The sequence below is a fragment of the Moorella mulderi DSM 14980 genome, from assembly GCF_001594015.1.
Taxonomy (GTDB): Bacteria; Bacillota; DSM-521; order Neomoorellales; family Neomoorellaceae; genus Neomoorella; species Neomoorella mulderi.
In genome coordinates, this window is sequence record NZ_LTBC01000002.1 from 291,578 (window position 1) to 318,420 (window position 26,843).

27 protein-coding genes, 2 tRNA genes, 1 pseudogene and 2 riboswitches are annotated in these 26,843 nt (G+C 53.6%); of the genes and pseudogenes, 19 read left to right on the top strand and 11 right to left on the bottom strand.

Features of this window, described 5'->3' with window-relative positions; translation table 11 throughout:
* Positions 1-25: 25 nt before the first annotated feature.
* Positions 26-763, top strand: coding sequence for a gamma-glutamyl-gamma-aminobutyrate hydrolase family protein (locus MOMUL_RS04710; protein ID WP_062282175.1), 738 nt, complete (start codon positions 26-28; stop codon positions 761-763).
* A gap of 230 nt (positions 764-993) precedes the next feature.
* Here the strand turns inward: MOMUL_RS04710 and MOMUL_RS15630 are convergent, their stop codons facing one another.
* From MOMUL_RS15630 to MOMUL_RS17485, 4 genes are all read right to left on the bottom strand, one after another.
* Entirely contained in the window at positions 994-1,278 is a 285-nt protein-coding gene (locus tag MOMUL_RS15630; protein WP_062282178.1) for a hypothetical protein, read from the bottom strand.
* A gap of 56 nt (positions 1,279-1,334) precedes the next feature.
* On the bottom strand, positions 1,335-2,675 hold the full coding sequence (locus MOMUL_RS04720) for an IS1634 family transposase (protein WP_062282181.1): 1,341 nt from the start codon (positions 2,673-2,675) through the stop codon (positions 1,335-1,337).
* 190 nt (positions 2,676-2,865) lie between these two features.
* A complete protein-coding gene (locus tag MOMUL_RS04725; RefSeq protein WP_062282184.1) occupies positions 2,866-3,051 on the bottom strand; it encodes a hypothetical protein in 186 nt (61 codons plus the stop codon).
* A gap of 27 nt (positions 3,052-3,078) precedes the next feature.
* Positions 3,079-3,210 (bottom strand): hypothetical protein, encoded by a 132-nt coding sequence (locus tag MOMUL_RS17485; protein WP_269085183.1) that lies wholly within the window; start codon positions 3,208-3,210, stop codon positions 3,079-3,081.
* Between the two features lie 450 nt (positions 3,211-3,660).
* Here MOMUL_RS17485 and MOMUL_RS04735 point away from each other — a divergent pair, with 450 nt between their 5' ends.
* Positions 3,661-4,695, top strand: coding sequence for a TRAP transporter large permease subunit (locus MOMUL_RS04735; protein WP_062282190.1), 1,035 nt, complete (start codon positions 3,661-3,663; stop codon positions 4,693-4,695).
* A 798-nt stretch (positions 4,696-5,493) separates the two neighbouring features.
* Positions 5,494-5,778 carry a hypothetical protein gene (locus MOMUL_RS16110; protein ID WP_062282193.1) on the top strand — a complete coding sequence of 95 codons (285 nt, stop codon included), beginning with the start codon at positions 5,494-5,496 and terminating at the stop codon, positions 5,776-5,778.
* A 70-nt stretch (positions 5,779-5,848) separates the two neighbouring features.
* Here the strand turns inward: MOMUL_RS16110 and MOMUL_RS17805 are convergent.
* Positions 5,849-6,082, bottom strand: a pseudogene (locus tag MOMUL_RS17805) (DNA polymerase IV); the annotation flags it as partial.
* Positions 6,083-6,205: 123 nt separating this feature from the next.
* Positions 6,206-6,307: riboswitch (purine riboswitch) on the top strand.
* 48 nt (positions 6,308-6,355) lie between these two features.
* Here MOMUL_RS17805 and MOMUL_RS17490 point away from each other — a divergent pair.
* From MOMUL_RS17490 to MOMUL_RS04785, 9 genes are all read left to right on the top strand, one after another.
* Complete coding sequence (locus MOMUL_RS17490; RefSeq protein ID WP_062282195.1) at positions 6,356-7,639, top strand: xanthine dehydrogenase family protein molybdopterin-binding subunit; 1,284 nt, start codon at positions 6,356-6,358, stop codon at positions 7,637-7,639.
* On the top strand, positions 7,632-8,636 hold the full coding sequence (locus MOMUL_RS17495; protein WP_062282198.1) for a xanthine dehydrogenase family protein molybdopterin-binding subunit: 1,005 nt from the start codon (positions 7,632-7,634) through the stop codon (positions 8,634-8,636). Before MOMUL_RS17490 ends, MOMUL_RS17495 begins: the two co-directional genes overlap by 8 nt.
* Entirely contained in the window at positions 8,633-9,958 is a 1,326-nt protein-coding gene (locus tag MOMUL_RS04755; protein ID WP_062282201.1) for a 5'-deoxyadenosine deaminase, read from the top strand. Before MOMUL_RS17495 ends, MOMUL_RS04755 begins: the two co-directional genes overlap by 4 nt.
* A gap of 59 nt (positions 9,959-10,017) precedes the next feature.
* Positions 10,018-10,210, top strand: a riboswitch (cobalamin riboswitch).
* A 32-nt stretch (positions 10,211-10,242) separates the two neighbouring features.
* A complete protein-coding gene (locus tag MOMUL_RS04760; protein WP_153018241.1) occupies positions 10,243-10,500 on the top strand; it encodes a hypothetical protein in 258 nt (85 codons plus the stop codon).
* Positions 10,501-10,611: 111 nt separating this feature from the next.
* A complete protein-coding gene (gene cobK / locus MOMUL_RS04765) occupies positions 10,612-11,391 on the top strand; it encodes a precorrin-6A reductase (protein WP_236712993.1) in 780 nt (259 codons plus the stop codon).
* A 34-nt stretch (positions 11,392-11,425) separates the two neighbouring features.
* Positions 11,426-12,160, top strand: a complete 735-nt coding sequence (locus tag MOMUL_RS04770) for an energy-coupling factor ABC transporter permease (protein ID WP_062282209.1) — start codon at positions 11,426-11,428, stop codon at positions 12,158-12,160.
* 49 nt (positions 12,161-12,209) lie between these two features.
* Positions 12,210-12,497 (top strand): energy-coupling factor ABC transporter substrate-binding protein, encoded by a 288-nt coding sequence (locus MOMUL_RS04775; RefSeq protein ID WP_054935849.1) that lies wholly within the window; start codon positions 12,210-12,212, stop codon positions 12,495-12,497.
* Entirely contained in the window at positions 12,498-13,265 is a 768-nt protein-coding gene (cbiQ, locus tag MOMUL_RS04780; RefSeq protein WP_062282212.1) for a cobalt ECF transporter T component CbiQ, read from the top strand.
* 77 nt (positions 13,266-13,342) lie between these two features.
* Entirely contained in the window at positions 13,343-14,197 is an 855-nt protein-coding gene (locus MOMUL_RS04785; RefSeq protein ID WP_062282215.1) for an energy-coupling factor ABC transporter ATP-binding protein, read from the top strand.
* A gap of 36 nt (positions 14,198-14,233) precedes the next feature.
* Here the strand turns inward: MOMUL_RS04785 and MOMUL_RS04790 are convergent, their stop codons facing one another.
* Positions 14,234-14,671, bottom strand: a complete 438-nt coding sequence (locus MOMUL_RS04790) for a hypothetical protein (RefSeq protein ID WP_062282216.1) — start codon at positions 14,669-14,671, stop codon at positions 14,234-14,236.
* 222 nt (positions 14,672-14,893) lie between these two features.
* Between MOMUL_RS04790 and MOMUL_RS04795 the strand changes: the two genes are divergently transcribed.
* Positions 14,894-15,460 carry a glycerol-3-phosphate acyltransferase gene (locus tag MOMUL_RS04795; protein WP_062282221.1) on the top strand — a complete coding sequence of 189 codons (567 nt, stop codon included), beginning with the start codon at positions 14,894-14,896 and terminating at the stop codon, positions 15,458-15,460.
* Positions 15,461-15,544: 84 nt separating this feature from the next.
* Here the strand turns inward: MOMUL_RS04795 and MOMUL_RS04800 are convergent, their stop codons facing one another.
* A complete protein-coding gene (locus MOMUL_RS04800; RefSeq protein ID WP_062282225.1) occupies positions 15,545-15,826 on the bottom strand; it encodes an acylphosphatase in 282 nt (93 codons plus the stop codon).
* Positions 15,827-15,935: 109 nt separating this feature from the next.
* Positions 15,936-17,141, bottom strand: coding sequence for an amidohydrolase family protein (locus MOMUL_RS04805; protein WP_062282228.1), 1,206 nt, complete (start codon positions 17,139-17,141; stop codon positions 15,936-15,938).
* Between the two features lie 356 nt (positions 17,142-17,497).
* On the opposite strand from MOMUL_RS04805, the gene MOMUL_RS04810 reads away from it, so the two are divergent.
* Positions 17,498-19,015 (top strand): site-specific DNA-methyltransferase, encoded by a 1,518-nt coding sequence (locus tag MOMUL_RS04810; protein ID WP_062282231.1) that lies wholly within the window; start codon positions 17,498-17,500, stop codon positions 19,013-19,015.
* Positions 19,016-19,061: 46 nt separating this feature from the next.
* Here the strand turns inward: MOMUL_RS04810 and MOMUL_RS04815 are convergent.
* The 3 genes from MOMUL_RS04815 to MOMUL_RS04825 form a co-directional block, all read right to left on the bottom strand.
* Positions 19,062-19,137, bottom strand: a tRNA-Thr gene (locus tag MOMUL_RS04815).
* Positions 19,138-19,146: 9 nt separating this feature from the next.
* Positions 19,147-19,224, bottom strand: a tRNA-Pro gene (locus MOMUL_RS04820).
* 44 nt (positions 19,225-19,268) lie between these two features.
* Positions 19,269-20,696 (bottom strand): MFS transporter, encoded by a 1,428-nt coding sequence (locus tag MOMUL_RS04825; RefSeq protein ID WP_062282233.1) that lies wholly within the window; start codon positions 20,694-20,696, stop codon positions 19,269-19,271.
* 141 nt (positions 20,697-20,837) lie between these two features.
* Between MOMUL_RS04825 and MOMUL_RS17810 the strand changes: the two genes are divergently transcribed.
* From MOMUL_RS17810 to acsB, 5 genes are all read left to right on the top strand, one after another.
* Positions 20,838-20,957 (top strand): RCKP-type rubredoxin-like domain-containing protein, encoded by a 120-nt coding sequence (locus MOMUL_RS17810; RefSeq protein ID WP_153018243.1) that lies wholly within the window; start codon positions 20,838-20,840, stop codon positions 20,955-20,957.
* Between the two features lie 103 nt (positions 20,958-21,060).
* On the top strand, positions 21,061-21,369 hold the full coding sequence (locus MOMUL_RS04830) for a phasin family protein (protein WP_062282236.1): 309 nt from the start codon (positions 21,061-21,063) through the stop codon (positions 21,367-21,369).
* Positions 21,370-21,740: 371 nt separating this feature from the next.
* Entirely contained in the window at positions 21,741-22,487 is a 747-nt protein-coding gene (locus MOMUL_RS04835; RefSeq protein ID WP_062282239.1) for an ATP-binding protein, read from the top strand.
* Between the two features lie 95 nt (positions 22,488-22,582).
* Positions 22,583-24,607, top strand: a complete 2,025-nt coding sequence (gene cooS, locus MOMUL_RS04840; protein ID WP_062282242.1) for an anaerobic carbon-monoxide dehydrogenase catalytic subunit — start codon at positions 22,583-22,585, stop codon at positions 24,605-24,607.
* 15 nt (positions 24,608-24,622) lie between these two features.
* Complete coding sequence (gene acsB, locus MOMUL_RS04845) at positions 24,623-26,812, top strand: acetyl-CoA decarbonylase/synthase complex subunit alpha/beta (protein ID WP_062282244.1); 2,190 nt, start codon at positions 24,623-24,625, stop codon at positions 26,810-26,812.
* The last annotated feature ends 31 nt before the right edge of the window (positions 26,813-26,843 follow it).

The window sequence follows — 26,843 nt, forward strand, 5'->3', positions numbered from 1 at the left end:
TTATTTTCGAGGGGAGAGAAAAGTTTTGCTTCCTATTATCGGAATCACGGTGGCTTTTGAAACCATCCTGGAAAATTCCCCGGTGCCCGGGGCCGATCTTTACTATACTAACCGGGAATACGCCCGGGCCGTGGAGTTAGCCGGGGCCGTGCCCGTCATGCTGCCGGCGGTTAAAGATGAAACGGTTTTGCGGGGTCTGCTGGATCGTCTTGATGCACTGGTGGTCACCGGCGGGGTGCGGCCGCTGCCCAAGGACATGCTGGCCGAGCCGGTTTTGCCCGGCCTGAAGGAACAAAACCCGGCCCGCTACGCCTCCGACTACCGGTTGATTGCCGAAGCTCTGCGCAGGGACATGCCCCTGCTGGGAATTTGCCGCGGCCACCAGATGATCAATGAGGTAACGGGCGGAAACCTGTGCCTGCGCCTCCCCGAACCACACCCGCACTGCCAGACAAGTCCCCCCGCCGCGCCGGCCCACGCGGTGGAGATTGAACCGGATACGTTGGTCCACCGGATTGTGGGGCAGCGGCACCTGCCCGTGAACAGCCTGCACCTCCAGGCTGTGGAAAAGGTCGGCCCGGGGATGATCGTGGCGGCAAGGGCGGAAGACGGCGTGGTCGAGGCCATCGAAAGCAAAAACCACTCCTTTGTCTTGGGCCTGCAGTTCCACCCGGAGAAAATGACCGACGAGTCCATATATTTGAACTTTTTTAAAGCCCTGGCAAATCAGGCAAAAGCCTACCGAAGCAACGCTTTACGGTAAAAGTTCATTTTCCTCTTCGAAGCTTAAGGGATCAAGAGTGGGGGGCCTTGTCCGCCGGCTAACCGCAGAGGCTATATTTCGATTGCTCAAAGTAACCACAAAAGCTTCCGGATACCGTTTAAGCTTAAATATTAACCGTTTAGGATAAAATATCAACCATTCACGGATGGAACCTACATTCCGCACCATTGGATATAATTGCCACTCATTTTTTGTAGTGCGTAAAACTTCTATCCACTACCGTGAGGTGGAAAAAGATATATTTCCTTACCGAAGCCGGCAAGTTCAAGAGCTCTAATCACCTCCGGCCCCTGATAGTTGATTAACGCCCGGTCCGAACCCTGTTTAACTACCAGGAGATAATCGAACATCTCCCGGAGTGCCCTGGCTGTAGGGTTAGTGCTCTTACGTTTCCCCGGCAGGATTAAGGAGGACTCCTCTTGATCCAGACTTTTTCTGACCCGATACTCCAGGTAAGCTGCCACCAGAAGAGCTAGCTGAAAAACAAAAGACATGGCTTCTACCCGGTTTTTGTTTTTAAGGAAGATGGGTCCCAGGAGGACCGGCTGTTTTAAGAAACGGAACTGTCTCTCAACAGCATCTGTTCCTTATACTCCTTAAGTACCTCCCGGTCGGGGTAAGCTTTGGTATCCATGAGGTTGGTAATGAGGACAAAGGTGGAAGCAAGGTCTTTTTCATGGGCCATTGCTTCCCGGTCTTCCTCTATCTGGATGTGGGCATGGTAGACAATTGTGTTTAATGGCTGCTCTCCTTTCCTGGGCCGCCCCCGTTTGACATAGTTACTCACTATTTCTTGCGTAACCGTGCCTTTCAAGATGAAAGGTTGGTGGCGGTATTCCTGGCAGAAGAGTTCTATGGCTTTTTTGGCGTCGGCCTCACAGGCGAAGGGACGCCGGGAAAGATCTTTGGCGGCCTTTTCCAGAACTTCTCTTTGCTTGGCCCACTTTTTCAAGAGACTATTCTCTTTGCGCTTATCCAGGGTTGTGGAGTGGACCACGATTAACAGGTAACCGCGGCCGTCTATTTCCCGGACAAAGCTCTGGCTTTTATAGCAGGCAGCATCTTTCTTTGGGCTCAGTTTCCCGATCTCCTGCCAGAAACCGGTGCGGAAGGCCTCGGCCTTAATTTCCTTGTTAAGGCCGAAGTTCTCCGGTAACAGGGAGATAAACTGGAGGGCAGGTTTGTTCTCCTGAACTAAAAGAGCCAGGTTATCCTTAGTTACCAGAGCGCAGTCCGCCACAAAAATAATCCCTTTAAGCTTTGCCGGGCTGAAGGTTTGGACCAATTCCTCGATAACCTGGGGGTACCAGGACTTATCACTGGTATTGCCGTCCAAGCTCTGAGCCAAAATGGGCAACCCATCTCTATTTACGGTCAAGCCGATGAGAAATTGTTTGAGGTTGGGGCGATGATCTTTGCTAAAACCGAAAGTGATGTCTAAATCTCCTTCGCCCTCATAGGCGCCATGCACGGATATAGAGGTGGTATCCACATGGATGCCTTCAATGAGCACGCTGTGGGTTGCGGCGGCAGTTAAGGCAATGGTCGAAAAGAGCTTTTTTAACTGGCCGCTGGCGAAGAGTTTATCCAGGGCCCGGCCCAGGGCATCATCGTTAAAATCTTCAGGCCGGAGCTGTTGTTCAGCGCCAAACAAGACCTCCAGCTCCTGGTTCTCATAAAAGCGCTCCACATGATAAAGAGCCTCCCGGTCAACCAGGAGATTAATTATCAGCGCCTTAACCCGATTTCCCGGAGAAAGATGACACTGTACCGGGTCCCAGTCAACTACGGCATCTATGATTTCTGCTATCTTCAGGACGTCACACAGCCTGGCGATAAGGGCGGCAGGACCGGCCCTGAAGAAGCGCATATTATCGATTGCTACAGGCATCGAACATTCCTCCAGAACTCTCTTAGAGGAATGTTTCGACATGAAATGTTTGAAGATTCCCTCTACTATTATTTCTTCCTGTACCCTGTAAAACTCCTATAAAATTATTTTGGGGTTGCTCACAGGGTGCGGAAGATAGGATGGAATATTGTTTGTTCGAAAAAGTCGTGGTAAATAACTCAAGGCAAATTTATGCTGCTGCCCGGGTTAACAAGCGTTTTTTAAAAAACTCCGGCAGGGATTCCATAAAGCTGTCTAATATTTCTTCCAGCACGTCATCAGGTAAGTACAATTTATCCCGAAGCACCTGCGTAAATAACTCAAGGAGAATGACGAATGCTTTTGCAAAGCTAATGTTTTCAATCTCTTCGCACATTTCGTAGAAGATTCCGCCCCAGGAAGGTCATCCTTGCTTTCTTCGATTTTCGATACTGAGCAGTATGTAGCGGACACAGACCAGGGTGGTGTGGGCAACCATGGCGTCGTAGTCCCGGACCTGGAATTCTTTGGCCAGACCCAGAAACGACTTACACATTTTGAAGTAGACCTCGATGTCCCAGCGCATTCCGTAAATCCGAATGATTTCTTAATTCCGAAATGGTGGTATTGGTCGACAACAGGGCTAACCATCATAATGCACAACGGCGACGATTGAATAACCGTTTAGTTTCTTGATCCTGGCCTCTTTTAAGCACTCCTTGACGTTAAAGCGCTTAAAGAAACTACTAATTCGGGTCTGGATCTAGATATTTTCGGATAACTCTGTTATAATGGGAGGCAAGCAAAACACCTTTCCTTTCGGTTGATGAGTTATTTGCTGGTTCCATGTATACCAGAAAAAGGGTATTTTGCCTATTATTTAATAAAACTTTATTTTATCACGGTACTCAAAAAGATCAACTGCGAACGTTGAGTTAATTAACATTATATTAGCGTTCATTGGCGGTCTGCCAGGTGGTGCCGGTTATGTCTCCCTTTTTGGCAGTTGCGCCCTAGCGACCATGACGGTACCGGACCGGGCAACGTCGCGGCTACCGGTGTTTTTACCATCCCGGCCATGATCCGGAGCGGTTTTCCCCGCCACCTGGCAGCAACGGTGGAAATGGCGGCCAGCATGCTGGGTAACCAGGTTGGCCCCGGTTTAAATCTGGTCGCTTTTGCCATATTCTCGACTTTATACCCCGATAAATATTCCCTTTCTACTTTCTGGCTGGGGCTATATATTGTTTTCGGCTGGTTGATTCTACAACGCTGGCTCACCCTGCTGGCCTTTTGCAAATATTACAGGGTACAGCCCGTACCTAAAAAGGAGCGGCCCAACCTGGCCCAGGCCCTCAAAGAAGGCTGGAGCGCCCTACTAATTCCGGTTTTTATCCTGGGTCCGATTATTATCGATTCAGTTTTTAAGACTACCCTTATAGCCCGCTATGGTCCTGATGGCGCCAAGGCCTTTTCCGCTTCGGTGCTCCTGATGGCGGCAGGGTTCTGTACCTTCTACACCATTATTGTCGGACGCAAGGAGATTCCCGGTGGCTTTAACCTGAATAGCGTTTTCGCCATGTTCCGGGATAGCTTAAAAGGGGTAGTACCGGTTTCGGCTACTATTTACCTTGCCTACGCCATTGCCCTGGTGTTCCAGAAAGTAGAAATGAGCGAAGCAATTAAGACCTGGTTCTTGAGTTTCGGTCTGGGTAAAGCAGGCTGGGCCTTACTGATAGTCGTCTTTACCGCTTTCCTGGGGATGGTTTTACCCGGATCTTCCCAGGTAGCCATCCTGGGTTCAGCCATTATCTCTACCGGTGCGGCGGTAGGCCTCGATCCTTTCCTGGTAGCTGTCGTTATGCCGGCCATTACCGGAGTAATGGAAGGTATGACCCCGCCCCTGGCCCTGGCCATGTATACGGCTATGGGGATTGCCCGGTCCAAGTTTTGGGAGACGGCTAATGACTTACGTCTGGGTATTTGCTCACCTTATAGTCACCTTCTTACTCCTTATCGGCGTCTTACCTATATTTATTAAATAAGTTATGTAGGTCTCGTAAACCTCCAGAAAACCCCAAGTAAAAGAAGGGGCAAGCTTCTGACCAGACTTAAGTCTATCCTTAAGTTTCGCCAAAAAAGGACGCAGCTTAAGGCGGCGGTCACGAATTTTCGTGCTATCCTCCAGCTAACAGCGGTGGAAGAAATCATAAAAAGTACCGACGCCAGGCGTCTTATGCGGTTCGAAACCCGAAAGGATAGCCAGGACCTTATCCCGTATGAGCATCGAGACCCATTGCGAAATACCAGCGATCTTCAAATTAGTCATCAATACCAAAGAACGCAGCAAGTCAACCGGCTCGAACTCAGCTGAGCGGCCAAAAGCAGAATAACGGGATAACAAGAAAGGGATGGCTGGGTCCAGATTAAGGAGCCAGACCCTGGCAACTGGGTGGAGAAAGACAACAACCTTTCTGGCTCCGAAAGAGCCAAAGAAAGCAGTCTTTCCCGCAGGAACTGTTGGAAATCAGAGTGGCAGCGACAGGTAAGGAGCATAAACAAAACACCACCTCAAATAGGGTATTGAAAAATACTTCTACCCAAATTTTGGTGGCGTTTTGAAAAAGTCAAAGGTTAAAATTTGCCGTAATGGATGGAATTAGAAGCAATACAATCTAAATCGCACACGTACTAACTCAAACGCCTATTTTCGGCACCTATTTATCCCTATACCCCATAGGAGCTGGGGAGAAAAAATAAAAACCCTTCCTGAAGGGTTTGAGTACCAACATTTGGAAGTTTTCGAGAACGTACAAGTATCTGGCTAGGAGGTATTGAAATGAATAAAGCATTGGTAGACCTTTTTAACAACCTTTTTGGCATCTTTGTTTTAATTGCCGTCCTCATTGGTGCGCTGGTGGCTTTCATGTTTGGTGCGGGATTTCTCATAGGCGGCCCGGCAGCCACCCAGATAGCCTTGATTGGTAAAAAATTCCTCGATTACGCTATAAAAATAGCTGCTGTCGGCGTACTGTTCGGGTTATTTAGCTTCTACACCAGGGGAATTCATGAGCTAACCTTAAGTAATGATCATCAAGAAAGCGAAACCAGAGAGTTAGCATAGAGCAGACGCAATAAAAGAAGGCATGGCATCTACTTTTCGGGTAGCATAGGGCTTCGACCCCGGTTACACGGGCCAGGTCGCCGATGGTATGGATGCCGAGCTTGGCCAGATGCGCCTCCATCCGGGGACCTACGCCGAAAAGCTCCTTCACCGGCAGGGGCCACATCTGGGGCCACATCTTTTTAGGAACGTCAGGGTAATCGAGGACCGTCAGGCCGTCGGGCTTTTGCATCTCGGCCGCCATCTTGGCCAGTAGCTTTGTAGGCCCCAGGCCGACACTGGTGGTAATGCCCACCATCGCCCTGCTTGCCAAAATAACAAGGGGTCTGCGAACAGATGTTAGCGGCTCCTGGCCCTGCGTGCCGCCGGTTTGGTTCAGGTTCCCTAACCCCATCTTTAAAACTTTAGCAGGATTTTAACTGTAACAAGTCGAATTATAATTATACTTCGTATATCCTCAGCAATACGGCCTGAGGGTTTCTACCAGGCAACCGCAAATTGCCCGGCTACGAAGTTAGTCCTTCGTTGCTGCGCTACGGTTGCCTGGTTTTTTATAACTACCGGAAGGAGGTTTAACATGCCGATTATCGGCACTTCCCCGCCCAGGGTGGATGCCCGGTCTAAAGTCACCGGCCAGGCCATCTACCCGGCTGATGTTAATTTCCCTGGGATGATCTACGGCCAGGCCGTCCGCAGTCCCTACGCCCATGCCCGGATTATCAATATAGATACCTCGGCCGCTCTGGAGGTACCCGGGGTCCTCTGCGTCCTTACGGCCCGTGATATTCCCGGCCATAACGGCCAGGGCGTCGTCTACCAGGACATGCCCGTCCTGGCCCGGGACGAGGCGCGCTCGGTGAATGACGTCGTCGCCCTGGTAGGTGCCACCACCCCGGCCGCCGCTCGGGCCGGGGCCGCCAAAGTAAAGGTAACTTATGAGGAACTCCCGGCCCTTTTAGATCCCATCGCTGCCATGCAGCCATGGGCTCCCAGGGTCCATCCCGACCGGGACAACGTTATTTACCACCTGCCCATCCGCAAAGGTAATGTCGAAGCAGGATTTGCCGCGGCCGACGTGATTGTGGAAAATACCTACCGCACCCAGCTCCTGGACCATGCCTTCCTCCAGCCGGAGGCCGCCGTGGCCCGGGTGGATGAGCGCGGCCACTTGGTAATTTACGTGGCCACCCAGTATGTTCACTGGGACCGGACAGAAGTAGCCCGGGTGCTGGGCTGGAACCAGGACCGCATCCGCATCGTGGCCCCGGCCGTGGGCGGTGCCTTCGGCGGCCGGGAAGATATGACCCTGCAGACCCTGGTGGCGTTGCTGGCCGTGCATACCTCGCGGCCGGCTAAAATGGTCCTTACCCGGGAAGAATCCTTCCTGGCCCACAGCAAGCGCCACCCCATGATCATGCGCTATAAGACCGGGGCCACCAGGGATGGAAAGTTAACGGCGCTGGAGGCGGAAATCATCGGCGACAGCGGCGCCTATTCTTCCTGGGCCCCTAACGTTTTGCGCAAAGCGGCCATCCATGCCACCGGTCCTTATGTCATCCCCAACGTCAAGATTGATGCTTACGCGGTCTATACCAATAATCCCTTTACCGGCGCCATGCGCGGTTTTGGTGCCACCCAGCCGCCCCTGGCTTACGAAAGCCAGATGGATGAACTGGCCAGCCGCCTGGGGATCCATCCTTTTACAATCCGCTGGCTCAATGCCTTCCGCCAGGGGGATATAACTGCCACCGGCCAGGTCCTGGAAAGCAGTGTCGGCCTTATAGACACCATGCTCCAGGCGGCCCGGGCCGCAGGCTGGTCGCTGGAAGAGTTAATACCGGGAGGGAAGCAGGATGAGTAAAAAACGCGGTATTGGTATGGCCTGCTTTTTCTACGGTACCGGCTACGGTAATGGTTTTCCCGATGTCTCAACGGCTACGGTAGAAATCCACGATGACGGCACGGCCACCGTCCGCACCGGCGCAGTAGATTGCGGCCAGGGTTCCAGCACCGTCCTGGCCCAGATTGCTGCTGAGGAACTCGGGGTGCCCTATGAATGGGTAACAGTAATCACCGCTGACACCGATACCACCCCTGATGCCGGCACGACGGCGGCCACCCGCCAGACCTATGCCTCCGGCAATGCCGTGCAAATGGCCTGCCGCGAGGCCCGGGAAGTCCTTTTTGAGTACACCCGGACCATCTTAGGGGTCAATACCATTGCCGGTCTGGTAGCCCGCGAAGGAATAATTTACGTCAAGGGTTACCCCAAGAAACAAATAACTTATCCCGAGGCTGCCGCCCGGGCCCGCCTGGCCGGCTGCCGCCTGGTAGGGCAGGGGACCTTCGTCACCCATACCACAGCCGTTGACCGGGAGACCGGCCAGGGAGCGCCCTACTGGCCCTATGCCTTTGGTACCCAGATTGCGGAAGTGGAAGTGGATACGGAAACGGGCCAGGTTCGGGTCTTAAGATTCATCGCTGCCCATGATGTCGGCCGGGCCGTTAATAGGAAAGGGGTAGAGGGACAGATTGAAGGCGGTATCGCCCAGGGCCTCGGCATGGCCCTGCTGGAAAAGGTCCACCTGCAGCATGGCCGGATCGTTAATAATTCCTTTTCCACCTATTTGATACCTACCACCCTGGATATGCCCGAGGTTCAACCCCTGATTGTGGAAACTTATGAGCCCACCGGCCCCTATGGCGCTAAAGGAGTGGGTGAACCCGCCACCATCCCCACAGTACCGGCCATTATCAATGCCATTTATAACGCTGTAGGAGTTCGCATTACGGAGTTACCGGTTACACCGGAAAAAATCCTGGCCGCCCTGCGGGAAAAAGAAGGAGAGCAGAAATGAGTATTTTAATCAAGAACGGTACCCTGGTCACCATGAACCCCCAGAGGGAAGTATTCCAGGGCGATATCTACATCGAGAACGACCGCATCGCCGCCATTGGCCGGACGCCGGTCACCGCCAACCGGATCATCGATGCTACGGGCCAGCTAGTCATCCCCGGCCTCATCCAGCCCCATATCCACCTCTGCCAGGCCCTCTTCCGCGGCCGCGCCGACGACCTGGAACTCCTGGACTGGTTGCGCCTGCGTATCTGGCCCCTAGAAGGAGCCCACGATCCCGAGTCCCTTTATTATTCCGCCCTGCTGGGCATCAGTGAGCTCTTCTTAAGCGGTACGACCACCATCGTAGACATGGAAAGTGTCCACCATACGGAGGCGGCCATTGAGGCCATCGCCCAAAGCGGCATCCGGGCCATTACCGGCAAGGTGATGATGGACTTTGGCGATGATGTCCCGGCCAGCCTGAAGGAAAGTACCGAAGCCTCCCTGAAAGAGAGCGTCAACCTACTGGAGAAATGGCACGGTTACGACAATGGCCGCATCCAGTACGCCTTTGAGCCCCGTTTTGTGGTTTCCTGTACCGAGGAATTATTATTAGAAGTCCGGGATCTCGCCCGCCATTACGGCGTTAAAATCCATACCCATGCTTCGGAAAACCGGGGTGAATGCGCCCTTGTGGAAAAACTCCACGGCCGGCGTAATGTCCTCTACCTGGACGATATCGGCCTCACTGGCCCCGACCTCATCCTGGTCCACTGTATATGGCTCAGCGAAGAAGAGAAGGATATCCTGGCCCGCACCGGTACTAAAGTGGTCCACTGCCCATCATCCAACTTAAAAATGGCTTCCGGCATATGCCCGGTACCGGATCTTTTGAGCCGGGGGACGGTAGTCTCCCTGGCCGCTGACGGTGCGCCCAATAATAACAACCTGGACGCCTTTATGGAAATGCGGCTGGCGGCGCTGATCCAGAAGCCTATCCATGGTCCCACCTCCATGCCGGCACCCCTGGTCTTTGAGATGACCACCCTGGGCGGGGCCCGGGCCATGGGAATGGAAAAGGAAATCGGTAGCCTGGAAGTAGGGAAAAAGGCCGACCTGGCCATAGTTTCCCTGGCGGGCCTCCATACCCAGCCTGCGGCTGGCGTCAACGTCTACACCCAGCTGGTCTACCAGGCCCGGGGTTCTGATGTTACCATGACCATGGTGGACGGCAAAATCGTCATGGAGAAGGGCGAACTGAAAACTATAGATGCCGGTGAGGTTCGGAAGAAGGCTAATGAGGCAGTCTTGCGCGTTGCCCAAAGGGCCGGGCTGGCATAACTTCTATCAGGCAAAAAATCATCAGGAATCTAAGAACACGTTTAAACCCCCTGGACATCCTATCCAGGTTATGATAGAATAACCTTAAAGTGAATATGTTCCAGGCAAATACGGGAAGTCAGTGCAATTCTGACACGGTCCCGCCACTGTGAGGGGGAGCAAGCACCAATAAAGCCACTGGGTAATACCTGGGAAGGCGGTGCTGGAGCCATGATCCCGAGTCAGGATACCGGTTGTCTGGGAACCTTTACCCCTACGCCGGATAGGGGGTGGTTGGCCAGAGTATGGCAAGCAAACCCTCTGCTTTTGTAGGAGCAGGGGGTTTTATCATGTTGCTTCTCAGTTGTTTGTTATCTAAACTTATCCTTCAATGGCTTTTTAAAATGCATACAGAATGGGTGCGCGGTCTCGAGAAGACCGGGCTTAAATTAGCCGCCGGCAGGGGAGAGGTTGCGCAAAACGCCGCCTGGAAGCGGGAACTTGCAGCGACCGATGATGCCTGGCCAACAGGCCAGCCTATCCTGATGCCACCAGGGCCTTAACCCGGGGAGGTGGTGTATTTAGGTATGCCTGTTTAGCGGCACCACCGGTTCCCCCGGCAAAGTAGCCGGGGTTTTTAGTTTCTACAGGGAGGACAGCGCGTTTTGATTTTAGTGGTAGGGAGTACCGGCGAGGGACGGCAGTTAATCCGCAGCCTCCGGCAGGCAGGCTATCAAATTGTTACCTGGACCGACAGTGCCTATGGCGAACAACTGGCCCGGCAGGATGGTGCAACGTTAATATTAACATGTCCCTTAACGGAAGGTAATTTAGCTACCCTGGGGGGTAGCAGGCAACTGGAAGCAGTCATTGACGCCACCCTTCCTTATCCCAACCAGCTATCCCGGACCCTGGAAGCCTGGTGCCAACAACAACAGCTATATTACCTGCGGTTCTTACGGCCTGAAACCCTGTTGCCAGATGATAGCCTAATATACCAGGTGGCAACCTGGGAAGAAGCCGCCCGGACTGCTGCCAGGCTGGGGGAGACTATCTTTTTAACTACCGGTACCAATAACCTGGAAGTGTTCGTCAAAAACCCTTTACTTAAAGACAAACGAATTGTTGTCAGGGTTTTACCTGAACACCAGGTAATTAAAAAATGCCAGGACCTGGGTTTAACGCCCCGTGACATTATAGCCATGCAGGGACCCTTTTCTAAAGAAATGAACAAAGCCATGTTTAAAGCATATAAGGCCGGCGTTATCATCACCCGGGATGCCGGCCCGGCCGGCGGTACCGAGGCGAAAATTGCCGCCGCCCTGGCTCTAAAAATACCGGTGGTCATAATTAAAAGGCCGGCAATCCAGTACCGTTATCCGGTCTATTCAGTGGCGGAAGTTATTGATTTATTAAAAAAGATAGCACCGGTAAAAAGCGAAGAACAAGGATAGGTCTTACTTCTAAAATGTAAGGAGGGTACATACAATGTTCCGCCGTACAACTTGGCTAACCCTATATCTCCTGCTGGCTATGGCCTTACTGGCCGGGCCGGCCTTTGCCATGCATATCGCAGAAGGCTTCCTCCCGTTTAACTGGGCCGCCTTCTGGTTTGTCGTCGTCTTGCCCTTCTGGTTCTGGGGCCTGCGGTCCATCCAGCAAACTGTAAAAAGCAATCCCGGCCTGAAAATGCTTTTAGGCCTGGCCGGCGCCTATGCCTTTGTCCTGTCGGCCCTGAAAATCCCTTCAGTAACCGGTAGCTGTTCCCATCCCACCGGGGTAGGTCTGGGGGCCATCCTCTTTGGCCCGGCAGCCATGAGTATCCTGGGTGGTATCGTCCTCCTCTTCCAGGCCCTTTTGCTGGCCCACGGCGGCTTAAGCACCCTGGGTGCCAATACCTTTTCCATGGCCGTCGTCGGACCCTTTGTGGCCTATGGCCTTTACCGCCTGGTACGGAGGCTCAATGGCTCAATGGCCGTAGCCGTCTTCCTGGCCGCTACCCTGGGGGACCTGATGACCTACGTCACCACTTCCCTGCAGCTGGCCCTGGCCTTCCCGGCCCAACCCGGAGGGGTGCTAGCATCCATGCTAAAATTCATGGGTATCTTTGCCGTCACCCAGTTACCCCTGGCCATTAGCGAAGGTATCTTAACCGTCATCGTCTTTAACTTGCTGGCCACTTATAATAAAAACGAATTGCAGGAGCTATCTATTTTAGATTAAGAAGGCCCTCTGTATCTGACATCCAGCAGTTAATGGAGGTGTACAAGTAATGAGTACCGCCCAGAAAAATATCTTCTTACTCTTGATCGTTATTCTCCTGGCAGTGGCACCCTTTTTCCTTCACCGCAGCGCTGAATTTGCTGGTGCTGACGACCAGGCGGAAGAGACTATTACCCAGATCCGGCCTGATTATGAACCCTGGTTTAAACCTGTCTGGGAACCCCCCAGCGGGGAAGTGGAATCCTTCCTCTTTGCCGCCCAGGCAGCCATCGGTAGCGGTATTGTTTGTTACTTCCTGGGCTACAGCAAAGGCAAGAAACAGCGGGAGCAAAAGTAAATGTTCAGCATTGACCAGTATGCCTATAGCAACCGGTTGAAGAACATCCACCCGGGCGAAAAAGTAGCCTTTGCCCTGGTAACCCTCCTGATCGCCCTGGTGGCGCCCCGGCCTTTAATCCCGGCCATCATCATTGCCCTGATGGCCGGGGCTACCATTGGGATCGCCGGCATCCCGGCCCGTTTTTACCTGCAACTTTTCCTGGTTCCCTTTTCTTTTTTAGTAGCGGGGGTGGCCATGATCGCCCTCACCATTACCAGCCAGCCCCAGGCCAGTCTTAAGGGCGTGACCCTCCTGGGCTGGACTTTAGGCTTCACCCCAGCCGGTATGCACCTTGCCGGAAAAATTTTTCTCAAGTCCCTGGGGGCCGCTGCCTGTCTTTATTTTCTTTCCCTAACGACCCCCATAGTGGATATCCTTACCGTCCTCAGACAGCTCCGCGTCCCCGCCCTGCTGGTGGATTTAATCAGCCTGACCTACCGCTTTATCTTTGTCCTACTGGCGACCGTAAACGACATTTATACCGCCCAGGCTTCCCGCCTGGGCTATGCCTCCCTACGCACGTCCTATCATTCCCTGGGCCAGCTGGCGGCCAACCTTTTTATTAAGACTTACCGCCGTTCCCAGGAATTATTTACCGCCCTGACAGCCCGGGGCTACCATGAAGAGCTACAAGTACTGGAGGTTGCTTATCCTTTCTCCTGGCCCTTTTTATGCCTGGCCGCCATCTTTGACCTGGTTTTAGTTATTTTAATGCTGCTTACATAAACCGGCCGTCTTCAGACCGGCTCCTCCTCGTGTCTTTTTGACCCCAACCTCAATGCCGACTACCGGAGGTGGACCTTTTGGCCGCCCTTTTAGAAGCAGAAAGGGTTTCCTTTACTTACCCTGACGGTACCCAGGCCCTGCAGCATGTTACCTTAAGCATCCCTGAGGGTAAGAAAATTGCCGTCCTGGGTCCCAATGGCGCCGGCAAATCAACCCTTTTCCTTCATTTTAACGGCATCTTAAGGCCCCAGGAGGGGTGTATCTACTTTGCCGGGGCCAGGATTAATTACAGCCATAAAGCATTAACAGATTTACGCCAGCAGGTGGGTATCGTCTTTCAAGACCCCGACAGCATGCTCTTTTCAGCCAGCGTCCGCCAGGAAATTTCTTTTGGACCATTAAACCTGGGCCTGAGCAGGGAAGAGGTGGGGCAAAGGGTTGAAGCCGCCATGGCGGCAACGGGTATCACCGGCCTCCAGGATAAGCCAACTCATTTCTTAAGCTATGGCCAGAAAAAGCGGGTGGCCATTGCCAGCGTCCTGGCCATGGAACCCCGGCTTATCATCTTTGATGAGCCGACGGCCTACCTGGACCCGCGCTCAACCCGGGATGTGATGGCCTTACTGGAAGATATCAGCCGCCAGGGTAAGGCGATTATTTTATCCACCCACGACGTGGACATAGCCTATACCTGGGCCGACTATATTTACGTCCTGGCTGGTGGCCAGGTAATTGGCGCCGGGACGCCAGCCGAAATCTTTAGCGATGCCACCCTCCTGGAGGCTGCCGGCCTGGCCCGGCCCTGGCTGCTGGATGTCTACGAAGACCTGAAAAATAAAGGCTGGCTGCCGGCAACGGCACCAGTCCCGAAAAATAAAGATGATCTGCTGGGCCTCATTCCGTATCGTTCTAGGTCTAAACTGGCCATTTAAGTTATTTCACGGCCGCGTCGTAAAACAGTCCCCCCTTCATTTTTCTTGCCTGTGTGTTTCGACTTTCTTAACCGGCAGGAGCTGCAAGGTGGCCATCTGGTTACGTAGGCGAATGTTTTCCTTGAATTCAATCAGGATCGACAGGATTTCATGGAGGAAGGGACTGCCAAAGGTAGACATCAGGCCCACGGCAACCATATTAATCAATGAATAAAGGCCAGGATAAGCAGCCTTCAGGCCGGCAAAGGCATTCAGTCCCATCAGAGCAAAGACATCAATCGAGGCCATACCGGCCAGGAGGGCGGCGATAACGGCGTTAAATAAAATCACCCATAGCTCCCGCTGTTTTTCCTCCCGGGGATCATCCCTTGGTTCCCCCAGCCAGGGCCAGCGGGCCTTGACCTGGTCAGTAATGCCTTTGGCCGCCGCAAAGACCGCTCCGATAACGGTAAAGAAGCGACTGAGATCTTCCAACTGTATCCCCCCCTTCAGCACGGCCGTTCCATACATATCCTATGCTTGGTGTTGGCCGGTTGCTAAAAGGGGATGAGTTTATTCCGGAAACGGTTAAACCGGCACGGTTAAATTTGACTTAAATGACTGGTCCGGATCATCTCCCTACTATCTCCGCTTCATCTCCGTTTTTAGAACTATAGTTAAATAAAGTGTAATTTAATTGAGGGGGAGGGAGTTTTGTTGCTCTGGTCGCTGGCTCTGGCAGGCACCTTGCTGGCCTACCTGGCCGGTTCCCTGGCCGGTGGGCATATTGCCGGCCGCCTCTGGCACCGGGTGGATGTGCGCCGGGTGGGCAGCGGTAACGCCGGTACCATGAACGTCCTCCGCAATCTGGGGGTGATGGCAGGTATTGCCACCTTCCTCTGGGATACGGCGAAAGGTTACCTGCTGGCGACCCTGGGATGGAAGTGGGGTGGAATAGAGCTGGCCGTCGCCATGGCCCTGGCAGCCGTGGCCGGGCATAACTGGCCCCTCTACTGGCAATTTCAAGGCGGGAAGGGCCTGGCCACCAGCCTGGGTGCAGCCCTGGCCATTTATGCACCGGTAGTCCCGCCGGCGGCCATTGCCCTTGGCCTGCTGGTATTCCTCACCCGCAACAGTGACCTGGCAACCATGGTCATATTCAGCTGCCTGCCATTTTATTTCTGGTGGCGCCTGGGACCCGGCTGGTATTTTGTCTTCGGCCTGGGCCTGGCGGTGATTATGCTCCTACGGCATGGACCCCTGGTAATTGGTAAGCTTGATTAACTGCATCCAACTTCTTGCCCCCTTGCCTGGAGGCTGCTACTTCCAGGCTTTACTGAAATAGGGGTCCAATCACTATGGCTTAATTCAAATGGAACTTCTAATTCTAAAGGTCGTTTCGCCCTTTGGCTCTTCATACTGGATCCTCATTTCCTGGACTTCGGCCAGGGCGGGCCCCCGCCGGCAGTGGTCCAGGAACTCTTTCACCCTTTCAGCCGGTCCTTCAACTACCCCTTCAACGCTGCCGTTATAGCGGTTCCGCACCCATCCGTTTAACTGCAGAGCCGCCGCCTGCCGCAGGACAAAATAACGAAAACCCACCCCCTGGACCAGGCCCTTCACCCAGAAGTGCGCCCGCACAATGGACAAAGCAAAGACCTCCCTGGCAAAAATCTAAGGAAAAGATAGCATAGGCCCTGGAAAATGACAACTGATAGTTAGGCAGGAAGAGCCCCCAGGTAGAGGTGCGGCGGCATGGCTAAAAATCAATAAAAACCATTTCTGGTTGGGCAAGGACTTTTAAATCCTCCAGGGGGTTACCCCGGACGGCAATCAGGCAGGGCCGGTAGCCGGGTTTTACCTGCCCCAGTTCCCCGCCCAGGCCCAGGGCGGCTGCAGCTGTAACCGTAGCCGCCCGGAGGATAGCCACCGCCGGGACGCCGGCCCGGTGCCAGTACAGCAGTTCGTCCAGATAAGATTCCCCGTGGTAGACACCGGGGGCACCGGCATCGGTACCTACGACCAACTTCACCCCAAGCTGGTAAGCCCGGGCAATCATCTGCTGCTGGGATTCCTGGGTCCGGCGAATAATATCCCTTTCCCCTTCCGGGTAGTCATCCCTTTTTGTGGTAAGCAGGCGATTGGCTATAGCGGCGACAGTCGGTACCCAGTATGTACCCCTGGCAGCCATGGTTTCCAGCTGGGCCGTGGTGAGAAAATAGCCGTGTTCGATACTATCCACCCCGGCGGCCAGGGCCAGGTCCACGCCGGCGGCCGAGTTGACATGGACCATCACCGGCCGCCCGGCCGCATGGGCCGCCTTTACGGCGGTAGCCAGTTCGGCAGCATCAAATTCCAAACTGCCCACCTCCCCGTAACGACGGAAGGTAACCAGGCCGGACACCACAACTTTCACCTGGTCGACATTCCGGTTTACCAGGCCGGCAATCAACTCCCTGATGGAAGCCGGGTCGGTGGTGCCGGGACCAAGGAAAGAACCGTATTTTCCTTTTTTCGTTACGGCCATCCCGGTGGCCACCACCCGGGGACCCGGGTATTTGCCAGTCCGGACCCATTCCCGCGCCTGGAGGTTGAGACCCTCCCGGTCGCCGCCGTCTCTTATAGCTACCAGGCCATGCTCCAGGGATGCCCGCAGGGCCCGGGCCAGGGCCGCTTCCCTGGCCGGCGGGTCCTGCCAGCGGGCCAGGGAGGCCTGAAAATCGATGCCGTCCAGGGCCAGGTGGACGTGGGCGTCGATTAAGCCGGGTAAGACCGTCAATCCGGCAAGGTTGATCTGCCGGGCATTTTTTTCTGTAACGGCCGTTTCCTGTGGCCGTACAGCGGCGATGCGGCCCTGGCGGATGCTGATAACTACTTGCTGCCGGCAATCCTCGCCCCGGCCGTCCCACAGGCTGCCGGCCAGGAGGTCCAGGTTTGTCTCCGGGTTAATATAGACGAGCTTCATAGCTACACCCCCAAACAATAACTATCCTACACCTTTAAAGGGGCAGGAGGCAAGGCAGTCCCGGAGAATCCAGAGCAGGCAGGTTGCTTCCAGGGTCTTAATAAAAATGCACTGCGCCAGAGCCGGCGCTTGCCTGCTGGCAGGATTCCCGGCATCAACGGCGAATAAATCTTCGTTATAAAAAATTCCCTGGTTTTCCTGGACCTCAAGACCCGCATCCTGGAGCAGATCCGGGAAGAGGGCCTGAAGGCGGCCGCCATGATGCCGGCCGGGTGCGGTTAAGAAGTCCCGTTCTGGGAGTTACCCCCGTGCGCCTCCCAGGCGGCTAGCCTAGAAATAAAGGATGGAGGTCAGCCATGGCTAACAGGCGCCTGCCCCCGCAAAGTTCTGCCCGGCTGGTCTGGGAGACAAAACCGGCGGGGGAACCACGGGCGGGTGAATTTATTTTCCGGGCGCAAGAGATGGTCATCCCCCAAGCAGGCCATGACGACATGCCTCAACAAGAAATCGCCGCGGGAAATCCAGATCTCAACCGTCTTATTTACGGTGACAACCTCCAGGCCATGCTCGCCCTCCTGGCCGAAGGGTATGAAGGTAAAATTAACTTGATATACATCGATCCTCCTTTTTTCAGCCAGGCCAATTACAGCTACCGGGTTCCCATTTCCGGCGCGTCAGCCGGTCTGGAAGTCCCGGTAATCGAACGCCCGGCCTACCAGGATACCTGGGCCGGGGGTATAGATGCCTACCTGGATATGCTCTACCCCCGCCTCCAGCTCATGAAAAAGCTGCTGGCGCCGGACGGCAGCATCTATGTCCACCTGGACGCCAGCATCAGTCATTATATAAAGGTTATTATGGATGAGATCTTCGGCCCGGGCTCCTTCCAGCGGGAGATTATCTGGCGGATTGGCTGGATTTCCGGGTACAAGAGTGCTGTGCGCAACTGGGTCCGCAATCACGACACCCTGCTTTTCTACGTCAAAAACCCAGGGAAGTTTACCTTTAACAAAGAATACATACCCTACCCACCTGGTTACCGGCGCCGCGGTGGCCAGGAAACAACTGGGAAAGGCTATCCCATAGAAGATGTATGGAACGCTAACCCCTTTGAATTTCAACTGAAAGGGGAAGGGAGCCTGGATTCTATCCAGATCAAAAGCTTCTCCAGGGAAAAGACCGGCTATGCCACCCAGAAAAATAAAAGCCTCCTGCGGCGCATCATCAAGGCTTCATCCAATCCTGGGGACCTGGTGGCTGATTTCTTCTGCGGTTCCGGTACCACCCTGGTGGTGGCTGAAGAGTTAGGACGGCGCTGGTTGGGCTGCGAGCTGGGCCAGGTGGGAATCCAGGTTACGCGCAAGCGCCTGGTAGCGGAAGAGGCCAGCCCTTTTCTTATTGAAACTATCAGGCCGGCCCGGGCTGATAGCAATTTGCTGTCACCCGTCTTCCCTGCCGTATCTGCAGGCGTAACTGCATCAGACAGAAGACCACATCTGAGCTTAAGCAAACCCGCGGTAACCAGGCTGGCCAATGGACAGGTGCAAATAACTGTAGGCCTGGAGGGTTATGCCCTGCCTGGAGGGTCGGATAACCATGCATATTTTAAGAAGGGCCAGTGGGAAGCTTTAATGGCTAAAGCGCGAGAGAACTTTGCCTTCCTTATCGATTATTGGGCCGTTGACTGGAATTACGACGGCCAGGTTTTTAAAAGCCAGTGGCAGGCCTGGAGGGATTACGGCAAAAATGAACAAAACATACCTGTCCGGGCTACGGCCATCCTGGAGCCTGAGCTATCAAGAACCATTGCAGTTCAAGTAATTGATGTCCTGGGAAATGAGGTTATTGCTATTGCGACAGTAACTCAAACATAAACAAACAAAAAAGCCTCCGGGATAATCCCCGGAAGCCTTGAAATTCTGGAGCCAACGAGGGGATTCGAACCCCTGACCTACTGATTACAAGTCAGTTGCTCTACCGGCTGAGCTACGTTGGCACAAAACGCTGGTCGGGATGACAGGATTTGAACCTGCGACCCCCTGCTCCCAAAGCAGGTGCTCTAGCCAAACTGAGCTACATCCCGGCAGCATTCATATTTTAACATGCCTGCGTCCGGCAGGCAATACCTTAGTGACCGGCCGGGGGTAAATTATCGCTCCTTACCAGGGAGGCCATGGCACCGGCGGCAGCCAAGCAAGCACCAACTAGGAAGGCGGCCTTTAACCCGGCCATAAAAGCCATGGTTGTGCCGGCAGGTCCCAGGAGAGCCAGTTTGGTCGCCCGTTGCCAGGTAAAGACGCCGCTGCTAACGGCTATCCCCAGCACCATACCTACATTGCGGACCGTAGCCAGGACGCCGGAGCCAATACCCAGCCGGTGGCGGGGGACACTGCCCATCACGGCGCTATTATTGGGGGATTGGAAGATACCCGTGCCAAAACCAAAGAGGCATAAGCGCCAGATAATATCCAGGACCTGGGAAGTAACTTTTAAACCGGCCATCAGGAAAAGGGTCATACTGACGATAGCCTGCCCCGTAAAGGCCAGCCAGCGCGTCCCCAGGCGGTCCGATAAGGCCCCGCTAACAGGGGCGATTAAGAGAGTCACCAGGGGAGAAGCCGTTAAAATTAAACCGGCCTGCCCGGGAGTGTAGTTCAATATTTGTTGCAGGTAAAAAGGGATCAAAAAAATCATGGCATACTGGGACATAAAGTTCATCAGGGCCGCAAAGTTGGCCGCAGTAAACACCTTATTATGGAACAGGGTTAAATCCAGCATGGGTTGTTCAACCCGGCGCTCCCAGCGGATAAAGGCCCAGGCACCAACTAAAAACACCAAACCCAGTATTAAGGTGACCGGTGAAGTCCAGCCCCATTCTTCACCATAACTGCCGGCCAGCAGGAAAGCGCTCAAAGAGAAAAAACCTAGGGCCGCACCGGTTAAATCAAACCGCTGCGGTTGCAAATCTTTCGTCGCTGGTACTACCTGCCGGCACAAGATATAACTAAGGATACCAATGGGAATATTAATGATAAAGATGGCTTGCCACCCGGCTACCGTGACTAGCAAACCGCCCAGGGTCGGTCCCAGGGCCAGGCCGGTGGCAATAATCATACCGTTGGTCCCCAGGGCGCGCCCGCGTTCGTAAGGTGGGAAAACTGAGGTTATAATGGCTGGCCCCATGGCCATAAACATCCCGGCACCAATGGCCTGGATGGCGCGAAAGGCAATTAAGATCCATATATTGGGGGCCAGGGCGCAGATTCCGGAAGCTACAGTAAAAATGGCAATTCCCATTAAAAGCACCCGGCGAAAACCGTACATATCCCCAAGGCGACCGTAGGTTAAAATCAAACTTCCCAAAACTAAAAGATAGGCCATGGCCACCCAGCCTACCGTATTTAAATCGGCATTAAAAACCCTGCTAATAGTTGGCAGGGCCACATTTACTACGCTGCCATCAATAGGCCCCATTATGCCGGCGGTCATGACGGCAAAAAGGATGAGCCACCGCCGGGGGTGGGGAGCGGAAAGGGTATTACTTTGGGTAGACAAGGCAAGAACCTCCTTGACTGCAGATATTTATATTTTTTCACACCTGGTGTACCAAGTCAAGGTAATTTAAACCTTGACAGGAAGACCCGGGGCAGCTTATAATCATATCAGTAACTATTATTAGAAAGGCAGGTACAAGCCATGGCAGTCTGGCAATGCACCCAGTGCGGTTATGAAAAGGATGCCCGTTGCAAACCCCGCAAGTGCCCTGAATGTGGCGCCAAAGATTCCTTTACCAAAAAAGATGCCCCTACCCCTTAAGCTCCTTTAAGGAGCTTTTTTATTAAACCCGAAATATAACCCGGCCAGAATATGTTATAATAATCCAGGAAGGTAATTCAAAACAGGGAGGTAGTCAAGGATTATGCTGGATCTCATGCGCAAAGTTTTCCTCGCCGGCCTGGGAGCCATGTTCCTGACCAAGGAAAAAGCGGAAGAAGTAGCCGAAGAGCTGGTTCACCAGGGGGAATTGCGGCGGGAAGAAGTAAAAAATTTCGTTGAGCAACTTCTAAACAAAGGTAAAGAACAGCAGGCCCTTCTCCAGGAAACCGTTAGTAGAGAAATTAATCGCTTACGCAATGAATGGGGCCTGGTAACTAAGGCCGAAATGGCGGCCCTGGAAAAAAAGGTGGCTGAATTGGAAGCAAAACTGGCGAATAAGGAAGAACAGTAAAATTAGATAATAAGCTTATTAAGCAAAATTATTGTATTAAACTATTGACACAAATAAGGCCTGCCGTTATGATAAAAGTCAATATGTAATGGCAGGCTTTTTCTTTTGTGAGCGCATTCTTAATTAACAAAAATTATTCCATTTTTGTATCAAATGGTTTATAATATTGGCCGAATAGATGAAATAACCGGTTTAAAGGTGCAGGAGCAGTTAAAATTAAGTTAAATGATTTGTTGCCCGGGATGAGAAGAGAGCAAAAATTAACAAGCAGTTCAGGGAAAGGGTAGCAGGAAAAACGGACTTTGTGTAGAAGTTCACTAATGTAACCGGAAAAATGTATGTCCATTTTTTTGAACAAAGGAGGTGTTCGAGTGAAGCTGGCCATTTCCGGGAAAGGTGGCGTCGGCAAAACCACCATTGCTGCCGGTTTAATTAAATATTTTGCCCGGCATGGTTACCAGGTATATGCCGTCGATGCTGATCCCGATACCAGCCTGGGGATGGTCCTGGGGCTCCCTGAGGAAAGGCTGGGTACCCTTAAACCCATTGTGGATATGCGACAGTTGATTGCTGAACGCACCGGCGGTAGCGGCGCCTTCTTTTCTTTAAACCCGGAAGTAGATAACCTGCTGCAGGATTATACCATAAGGAACGGGAATATCCTTTTTTTGAAAATGGGGGCCATCAAACCCGGGGGATCTACCTGCTATTGCCGGGAAAATGCCGTCTTGAATGCCATGGTCAATTCCCTCATCCTGAAACGCCAGGAAATGGTGATCCTGGATATGGGTGCCGGCATTGAGCACCTGACCCGGGGTACGGCCCGTGGGGTAGATCTGATGCTGATTGTTACCGAGCCCACCTTGGTCAGTGTCCAGACCGCCCGGGTCGTGCAAAAACTGGCCGCAGAACTTGGTATTGAGCAAATAAAATTTGTGGGCAATAAATTGCGTCAACCCAAGGATGAAGAATTTATCCTCAACCACCTGCCGCCAGGCGATGTCATTGGCCTGATTCCCTTCCAAACAGAAATCTTAGACCAGGCTGCCGGTTTTACCGGTGAGCAGTCTTTTACCGCAGCAGGTATTACCGAGCTGGCTACCAGGTTGCTAAGCTAGCTGGATGTTGCCCGGGCATATGCAGGAGAACCGGAGTTCTCCGTAGAGATAGCTGTTGCATTAAAAAGGAGTAAAAAAACCAAGGAGGTAAGAATATGCCCAGGTTCCGCGATATTACCCACACTTGCAGGCCCTCAGAGGCCCCGCGGGTTATGGAACCCAAAAACAGGGACCGTACCGTCGACCCGGCAGCCCTGAAAATGCTGGCTAAAAGCAGAGACGACAAGGTAATAACCGCCTTTGATCGCTTTGTCGCCCAGCAGCCCCAGTGTAAAATCGGGTATGAAGGTATTTGCTGCCGTTTTTGCATGGCCGGCCCCTGCCGCATCAAAGCCGACGATGGTCCTGGTAGCCGCGGCATTTGCGGCGCTTCAGCCTGGACTATCGTTGCCCGTAACGTTGGTTTAATGCTCCTTACGGGAGCTGCCGCCCACAGTGAGCACGGCAATCATATTGCCCATGCCCTGGTAGAAATGGCTAATGGGAAAGCGCCGGACTATACTGTCAAGGATGAAGCCAAGTTAAAGGAAGTCTGCCGGCGTGTAGGTATTGAAGTAGAAGGCAAAAGCGTTATGGAACTGGCCCAGGAAGTAGGGGAGAAAGCCCTGGAAGACTTCCGCCGCCTGAAGGGTGAGGGTGAAGCCACCTGGCTGATGACAACTATAACCGAGGGCCGCCGGGAAAAATTCCGCACCCACAATGTTGTACCTTATGGTATCCATGCCTCTATTTCTGAACTGGTCAACCAGGCTCATATGGGTATGGATAACGACCCCGTTAACCTGGTCTTCAGTGCTATCCGCGTCGCCCTGGCTGACTATGCCGGTGAACATATTGCCACTGATTTTTCCGACATCCTCTTTGGTACCCCCCAGCCGGTGGTCAGTGAAGCCAACATGGGCGTCCTGGACCCGGATGAGGTTAACTTTGTCCTCCACGGTCATAACCCATTGCTAAGTGAAATTATCGTCCAGGCGGCCCGGGAAATGGAAGGTGAGGCCAGGGCTGCCGGCGCCAAGGGTATCAACCTGGTGGGCATTTGCTGCACCGGTAATGAAGTCCTGATGCGCCAGGGTATACCTTTGGTCACCTCCTTTGCCTCCCAGGAACTGGCCATCTGCACCGGTGCCATTGACGCCATGTGCGTCGACGTCCAGTGCATTATGCCTTCCATCAGCGCCGTGGCCGAATGTTATCACACCCGGATTATTACCACTGCCGACAACGTCAAGATCCCCGGCGCCTATCACCTCGACTACCAGACGGCTACAGCCCTGGATAATGCCAAAACCGCCATTCGCATGGCCATTGAAGCCTTCAAAGAGCGCAAAGAAAGCAACCGGCCGGTTTTTATCCCTCAAATCAAAAACAGGGTGGTCGCCGGCTGGAGCCTGGAGGCCTTGCAGCAGCTCCTGGCTACCCAGGATGCTGAAAATCCCATCCGCGTGCTCAATAAAGCCATCCTTGACGGCGAGCTGGCCGGGGTGGCGCTTATCTGCGGTTGTAATAACCTGAAAGGGTTCCAGGATAACTCGCACCTGGTTGTTATGAAAGAGTTGTTGAAGAATAACGTCTTCGTCATCGCTACCGGGTGTTCGGCCCAGGGAGCGGCCAAAGCCGGTTTAATGGACCCGGCCAATGTAGAAACCTATTGTGGCGATGGCCTAAAAGCTTTCCTCAACCGCCTCAGCCAGGGAGCCAATATTGAAATCGGCCTGCCGCCTGTTTTCCACATGGGTTCCTGCGTGGATAACTCCCGGGCCGCCGACCTCTTAATGGCCATGGCCAACGACCTTGGCGTTGATACCCCCAAGGTGCCCTTCGTTGCCTCAGCCCCGGAAGCCATGAGCGGTAAAGCGGTAGCCATCGGCACCTGGTGGGTATCCCTGGGTGTACCGACCCACGTCGGTACCATGCCGCCGGTGGAAGGCAGCGACCTGATCTACAGTATCCTCACCCAGATTGCCAGCGACGTTTATGGCGGTTACTTTATGTTTGAAATGGATCCCCATGTAGCTGCCCGGAAGATCCTTGACGCCCTGGAATATCGCACCTGGAAGCTGGGCGTACACAAAAATGTTGCTGAGCGTTATGAAACCAAACTCTGCCAGGGTTACTAAAGGAGGTTCCAGGCAATGACTGATTTTGATAAAATCTACGAAGGTGCTATTCCAGAGGGTAAAGAACCTGTAACCCTATTCCGGGAAGTTTACCATGGCGCCATTACGGCCACCAGCTATGCGGAGATCCTTTTAAACCAGGCTATCCGGACTTATGGTCCCGACCATCCCGTCGGTTATCCCGATACCGCCTATTATTTGCCGGTTATTCGTTGCTACAGCGGGGAAGAAGTAAAAAAACTCGGCGACTTGCCGCCCATCCTCAACCGCAAGCGGGCGCAAATAAGCCCGGTGCTTAATTTTGAAAATGCCCGCCTGGCAGGAGAAGCCACCTGGTACGCGGCCGAAATTATCGAGGCCCTCCGTTACCTGAAATATAAGCCGGGAGAGCCCCTCTTACCCGAGCCCTGGACGGGCTTTATCGGTGACCCGGTCGTCCGCCGTTTTGGTATCAAAATGGTAGACTGGACCATCCCCGGGGAAGCCATTATCCTGGGCCGGGCCAGGGACTCCAAGGCCCTGGCCAAGATAGTCAAGGACCTCATGGGTATGGGCTTTATGCTCTTCATCTGCGATGAGGCGGTAGAACAACTGCTGGAGGAAAACGTCAAACTGGGCATTGACTACATCGCCTACCCCCTGGGTAATTTCACCCAGATCGTCCACGCCGCCAACTACGCCCTCCGGGCCGGGATGATGTTCGGCGGCGTAACGCCGGGCCTGCGCGAAGAGCAGCGCGACTACCAGCGGCGCCGCATCCGCGCCTTCGTCCTTTACCTGGGCGAGCACGATATGGTCAAGACAGCCGCAGCCTTCGGCGCCATCTTTACCGGTTTCCCGGTAATTACCGACCAACCTTTGCCGGAAGACAAGCAGATTCCCGACTGGTTCTTCAGCGTTACCGATTATGACAAAATAGTTCAGATAGCTATGGAAACCCGGGGCATCAAACTTACCAAGATTAAGCTCGACCTGCCCATTAACTTCGGTCCTGCCTTTGAAGGGGAGAGTATCCGCAAGGGCGATATGTATGTCGAAATGGGTGGTAACCGGAGCCCGGCCTTTGAGCTGGTTCGTACTGTTTCCGAGGCGGAGATTACCGACGGCAAGATCGAGCTTATCGGCCCGGATATTGACCAGGTGCCGGAGGGCAGCACTTTACCCCTGGGTATCCTGGTGGATATCTATGGCCGTAAAATGCAGGCCGACTTTGAAGGGGTCCTGGAACGGCGCATCCACGACTTCATTAACTACGGTGAAGGTCTCTGGCATACCGGCCAGCGCGCCATTAACTGGCTCCGGGTTAGCAAAGAAGCCGTGGCCAAAGGTTTTCGTTTCAAGCATTATGGTGAAATCCTGGTAGCCAAGATGAAGGAAGAATTCCCGGCCATTGTCGACCGCGTCCAGGTAACCATCTTTACTGACGAAGCCAAAGTTAAAGAGTACCTGGCCATCGCCCGGGAGAAATACAAAGAGCGTGACGACCGCATGCGCGGCTTAACCGACGAGTCGGTGGATACTTTCTATTCCTGCGTCCTGTGCCAGTCCTTTGCCCCTAACCATGTCTGTATTGTCACCCCCGAACGGGTAGGCCTGTGCGGCGCCGTCAGCTGGCTGGACGCCAAGGCTTCTTATGAAATCAACCATGCCGGGCCCAACCAGCCGATAGCTAAAGAAGGGGAGATTGATCCCGTTAAAGGTATCTGGAAGAGCGTCAACGACTACCTCTACACGGCTTCCAACCGCAACCTGGAACAGGTTTGCCTGTACACCCTCATGGAGAACCCCATGACCTCCTGCGGTTGCTTTGAAGCCATCATGGCCATCCTGCCGGAGTGTAACGGCATCATGATTACTACCCGCGACCATGCCGGGATGACCCCTTCAGGAATGACCTTCTCCACCCTGGCCGGCATGATCGGCGGCGGCGTCCAGACTCCCGGCTTTATGGGCATCGGCCGCACCTATATTGTCAGTAAAAAATTCATTAAGGCCGACGGCGGCATCGCCCGTATTGTCTGGATGCCCAAAGCTTTGAAGGACTTCCTCCGTGACGACCTGATCCAGCGCAGCATCGAAGAAGGCCTGGGCGAGGACTTTATCGATAAAATTGCCGATGAAACCATAGGCACCACCGTTGATGAAATCTTGCCCTACCTGGAAGAAGTGGGCCACCCGGCCCTGACCATGGATCCCATTATGTAGGCTCTACCCCTGCTGCTGGCAAGGCCGGGTA

Bases quoted from the DNA above. Each gene is read 5' to 3' on its own strand.
- MOMUL_RS15630 (WP_062282178.1), bottom strand. From the start codon at position 1,278: ATGTCTTTTGTTTTTCAGCTAGCTCTTCTGGTGGCAGCTTACCTGGAG.
- MOMUL_RS17495 (WP_062282198.1), top strand. From the start codon at position 7,632: ATGAGTAAAAAACGCGGTATTGGTATGGCCTGCTTTTTCTACGGTACC.
- MOMUL_RS17485 (WP_269085183.1), bottom strand. From the start codon at position 3,210: ATGTGTAAGTCGTTTCTGGGTCTGGCCAAAGAATTCCAGGTCCGGGAC.
- MOMUL_RS04725 (WP_062282184.1), bottom strand. From the start codon at position 3,051: ATGTGCGAAGAGATTGAAAACATTAGCTTTGCAAAAGCATTCGTCATT.
- cooS (WP_062282242.1), top strand. From the start codon at position 22,583: ATGCCCAGGTTCCGCGATATTACCCACACTTGCAGGCCCTCAGAGGCC.
- acsB (WP_062282244.1), top strand. From the start codon at position 24,623: ATGACTGATTTTGATAAAATCTACGAAGGTGCTATTCCAGAGGGTAAA.
- MOMUL_RS04830 (WP_062282236.1), top strand. From the start codon at position 21,061: ATGCTGGATCTCATGCGCAAAGTTTTCCTCGCCGGCCTGGGAGCCATG.
- cbiQ (WP_062282212.1), top strand. From the start codon at position 12,498: ATGTTCAGCATTGACCAGTATGCCTATAGCAACCGGTTGAAGAACATC.
- MOMUL_RS04770 (WP_062282209.1), top strand. From the start codon at position 11,426: ATGTTCCGCCGTACAACTTGGCTAACCCTATATCTCCTGCTGGCTATG.
- MOMUL_RS16110 (WP_062282193.1), top strand. From the start codon at position 5,494: ATGAATAAAGCATTGGTAGACCTTTTTAACAACCTTTTTGGCATCTTT.
- MOMUL_RS04755 (WP_062282201.1), top strand. From the start codon at position 8,633: ATGAGTATTTTAATCAAGAACGGTACCCTGGTCACCATGAACCCCCAG.
- MOMUL_RS04720 (WP_062282181.1), bottom strand. From the start codon at position 2,675: ATGCCTGTAGCAATCGATAATATGCGCTTCTTCAGGGCCGGTCCTGCC.
- MOMUL_RS17810 (WP_153018243.1), top strand. From the start codon at position 20,838: ATGGCAGTCTGGCAATGCACCCAGTGCGGTTATGAAAAGGATGCCCGT.
- MOMUL_RS04805 (WP_062282228.1), bottom strand. From the start codon at position 17,141: ATGAAGCTCGTCTATATTAACCCGGAGACAAACCTGGACCTCCTGGCC.
- MOMUL_RS04760 (WP_153018241.1), top strand. From the start codon at position 10,243: ATGGCAAGCAAACCCTCTGCTTTTGTAGGAGCAGGGGGTTTTATCATG.
- MOMUL_RS04775 (WP_054935849.1), top strand. From the start codon at position 12,210: ATGAGTACCGCCCAGAAAAATATCTTCTTACTCTTGATCGTTATTCTC.
- MOMUL_RS17490 (WP_062282195.1), top strand. From the start codon at position 6,356: ATGCCGATTATCGGCACTTCCCCGCCCAGGGTGGATGCCCGGTCTAAA.
- MOMUL_RS04810 (WP_062282231.1), top strand. From the start codon at position 17,498: ATGGCTAACAGGCGCCTGCCCCCGCAAAGTTCTGCCCGGCTGGTCTGG.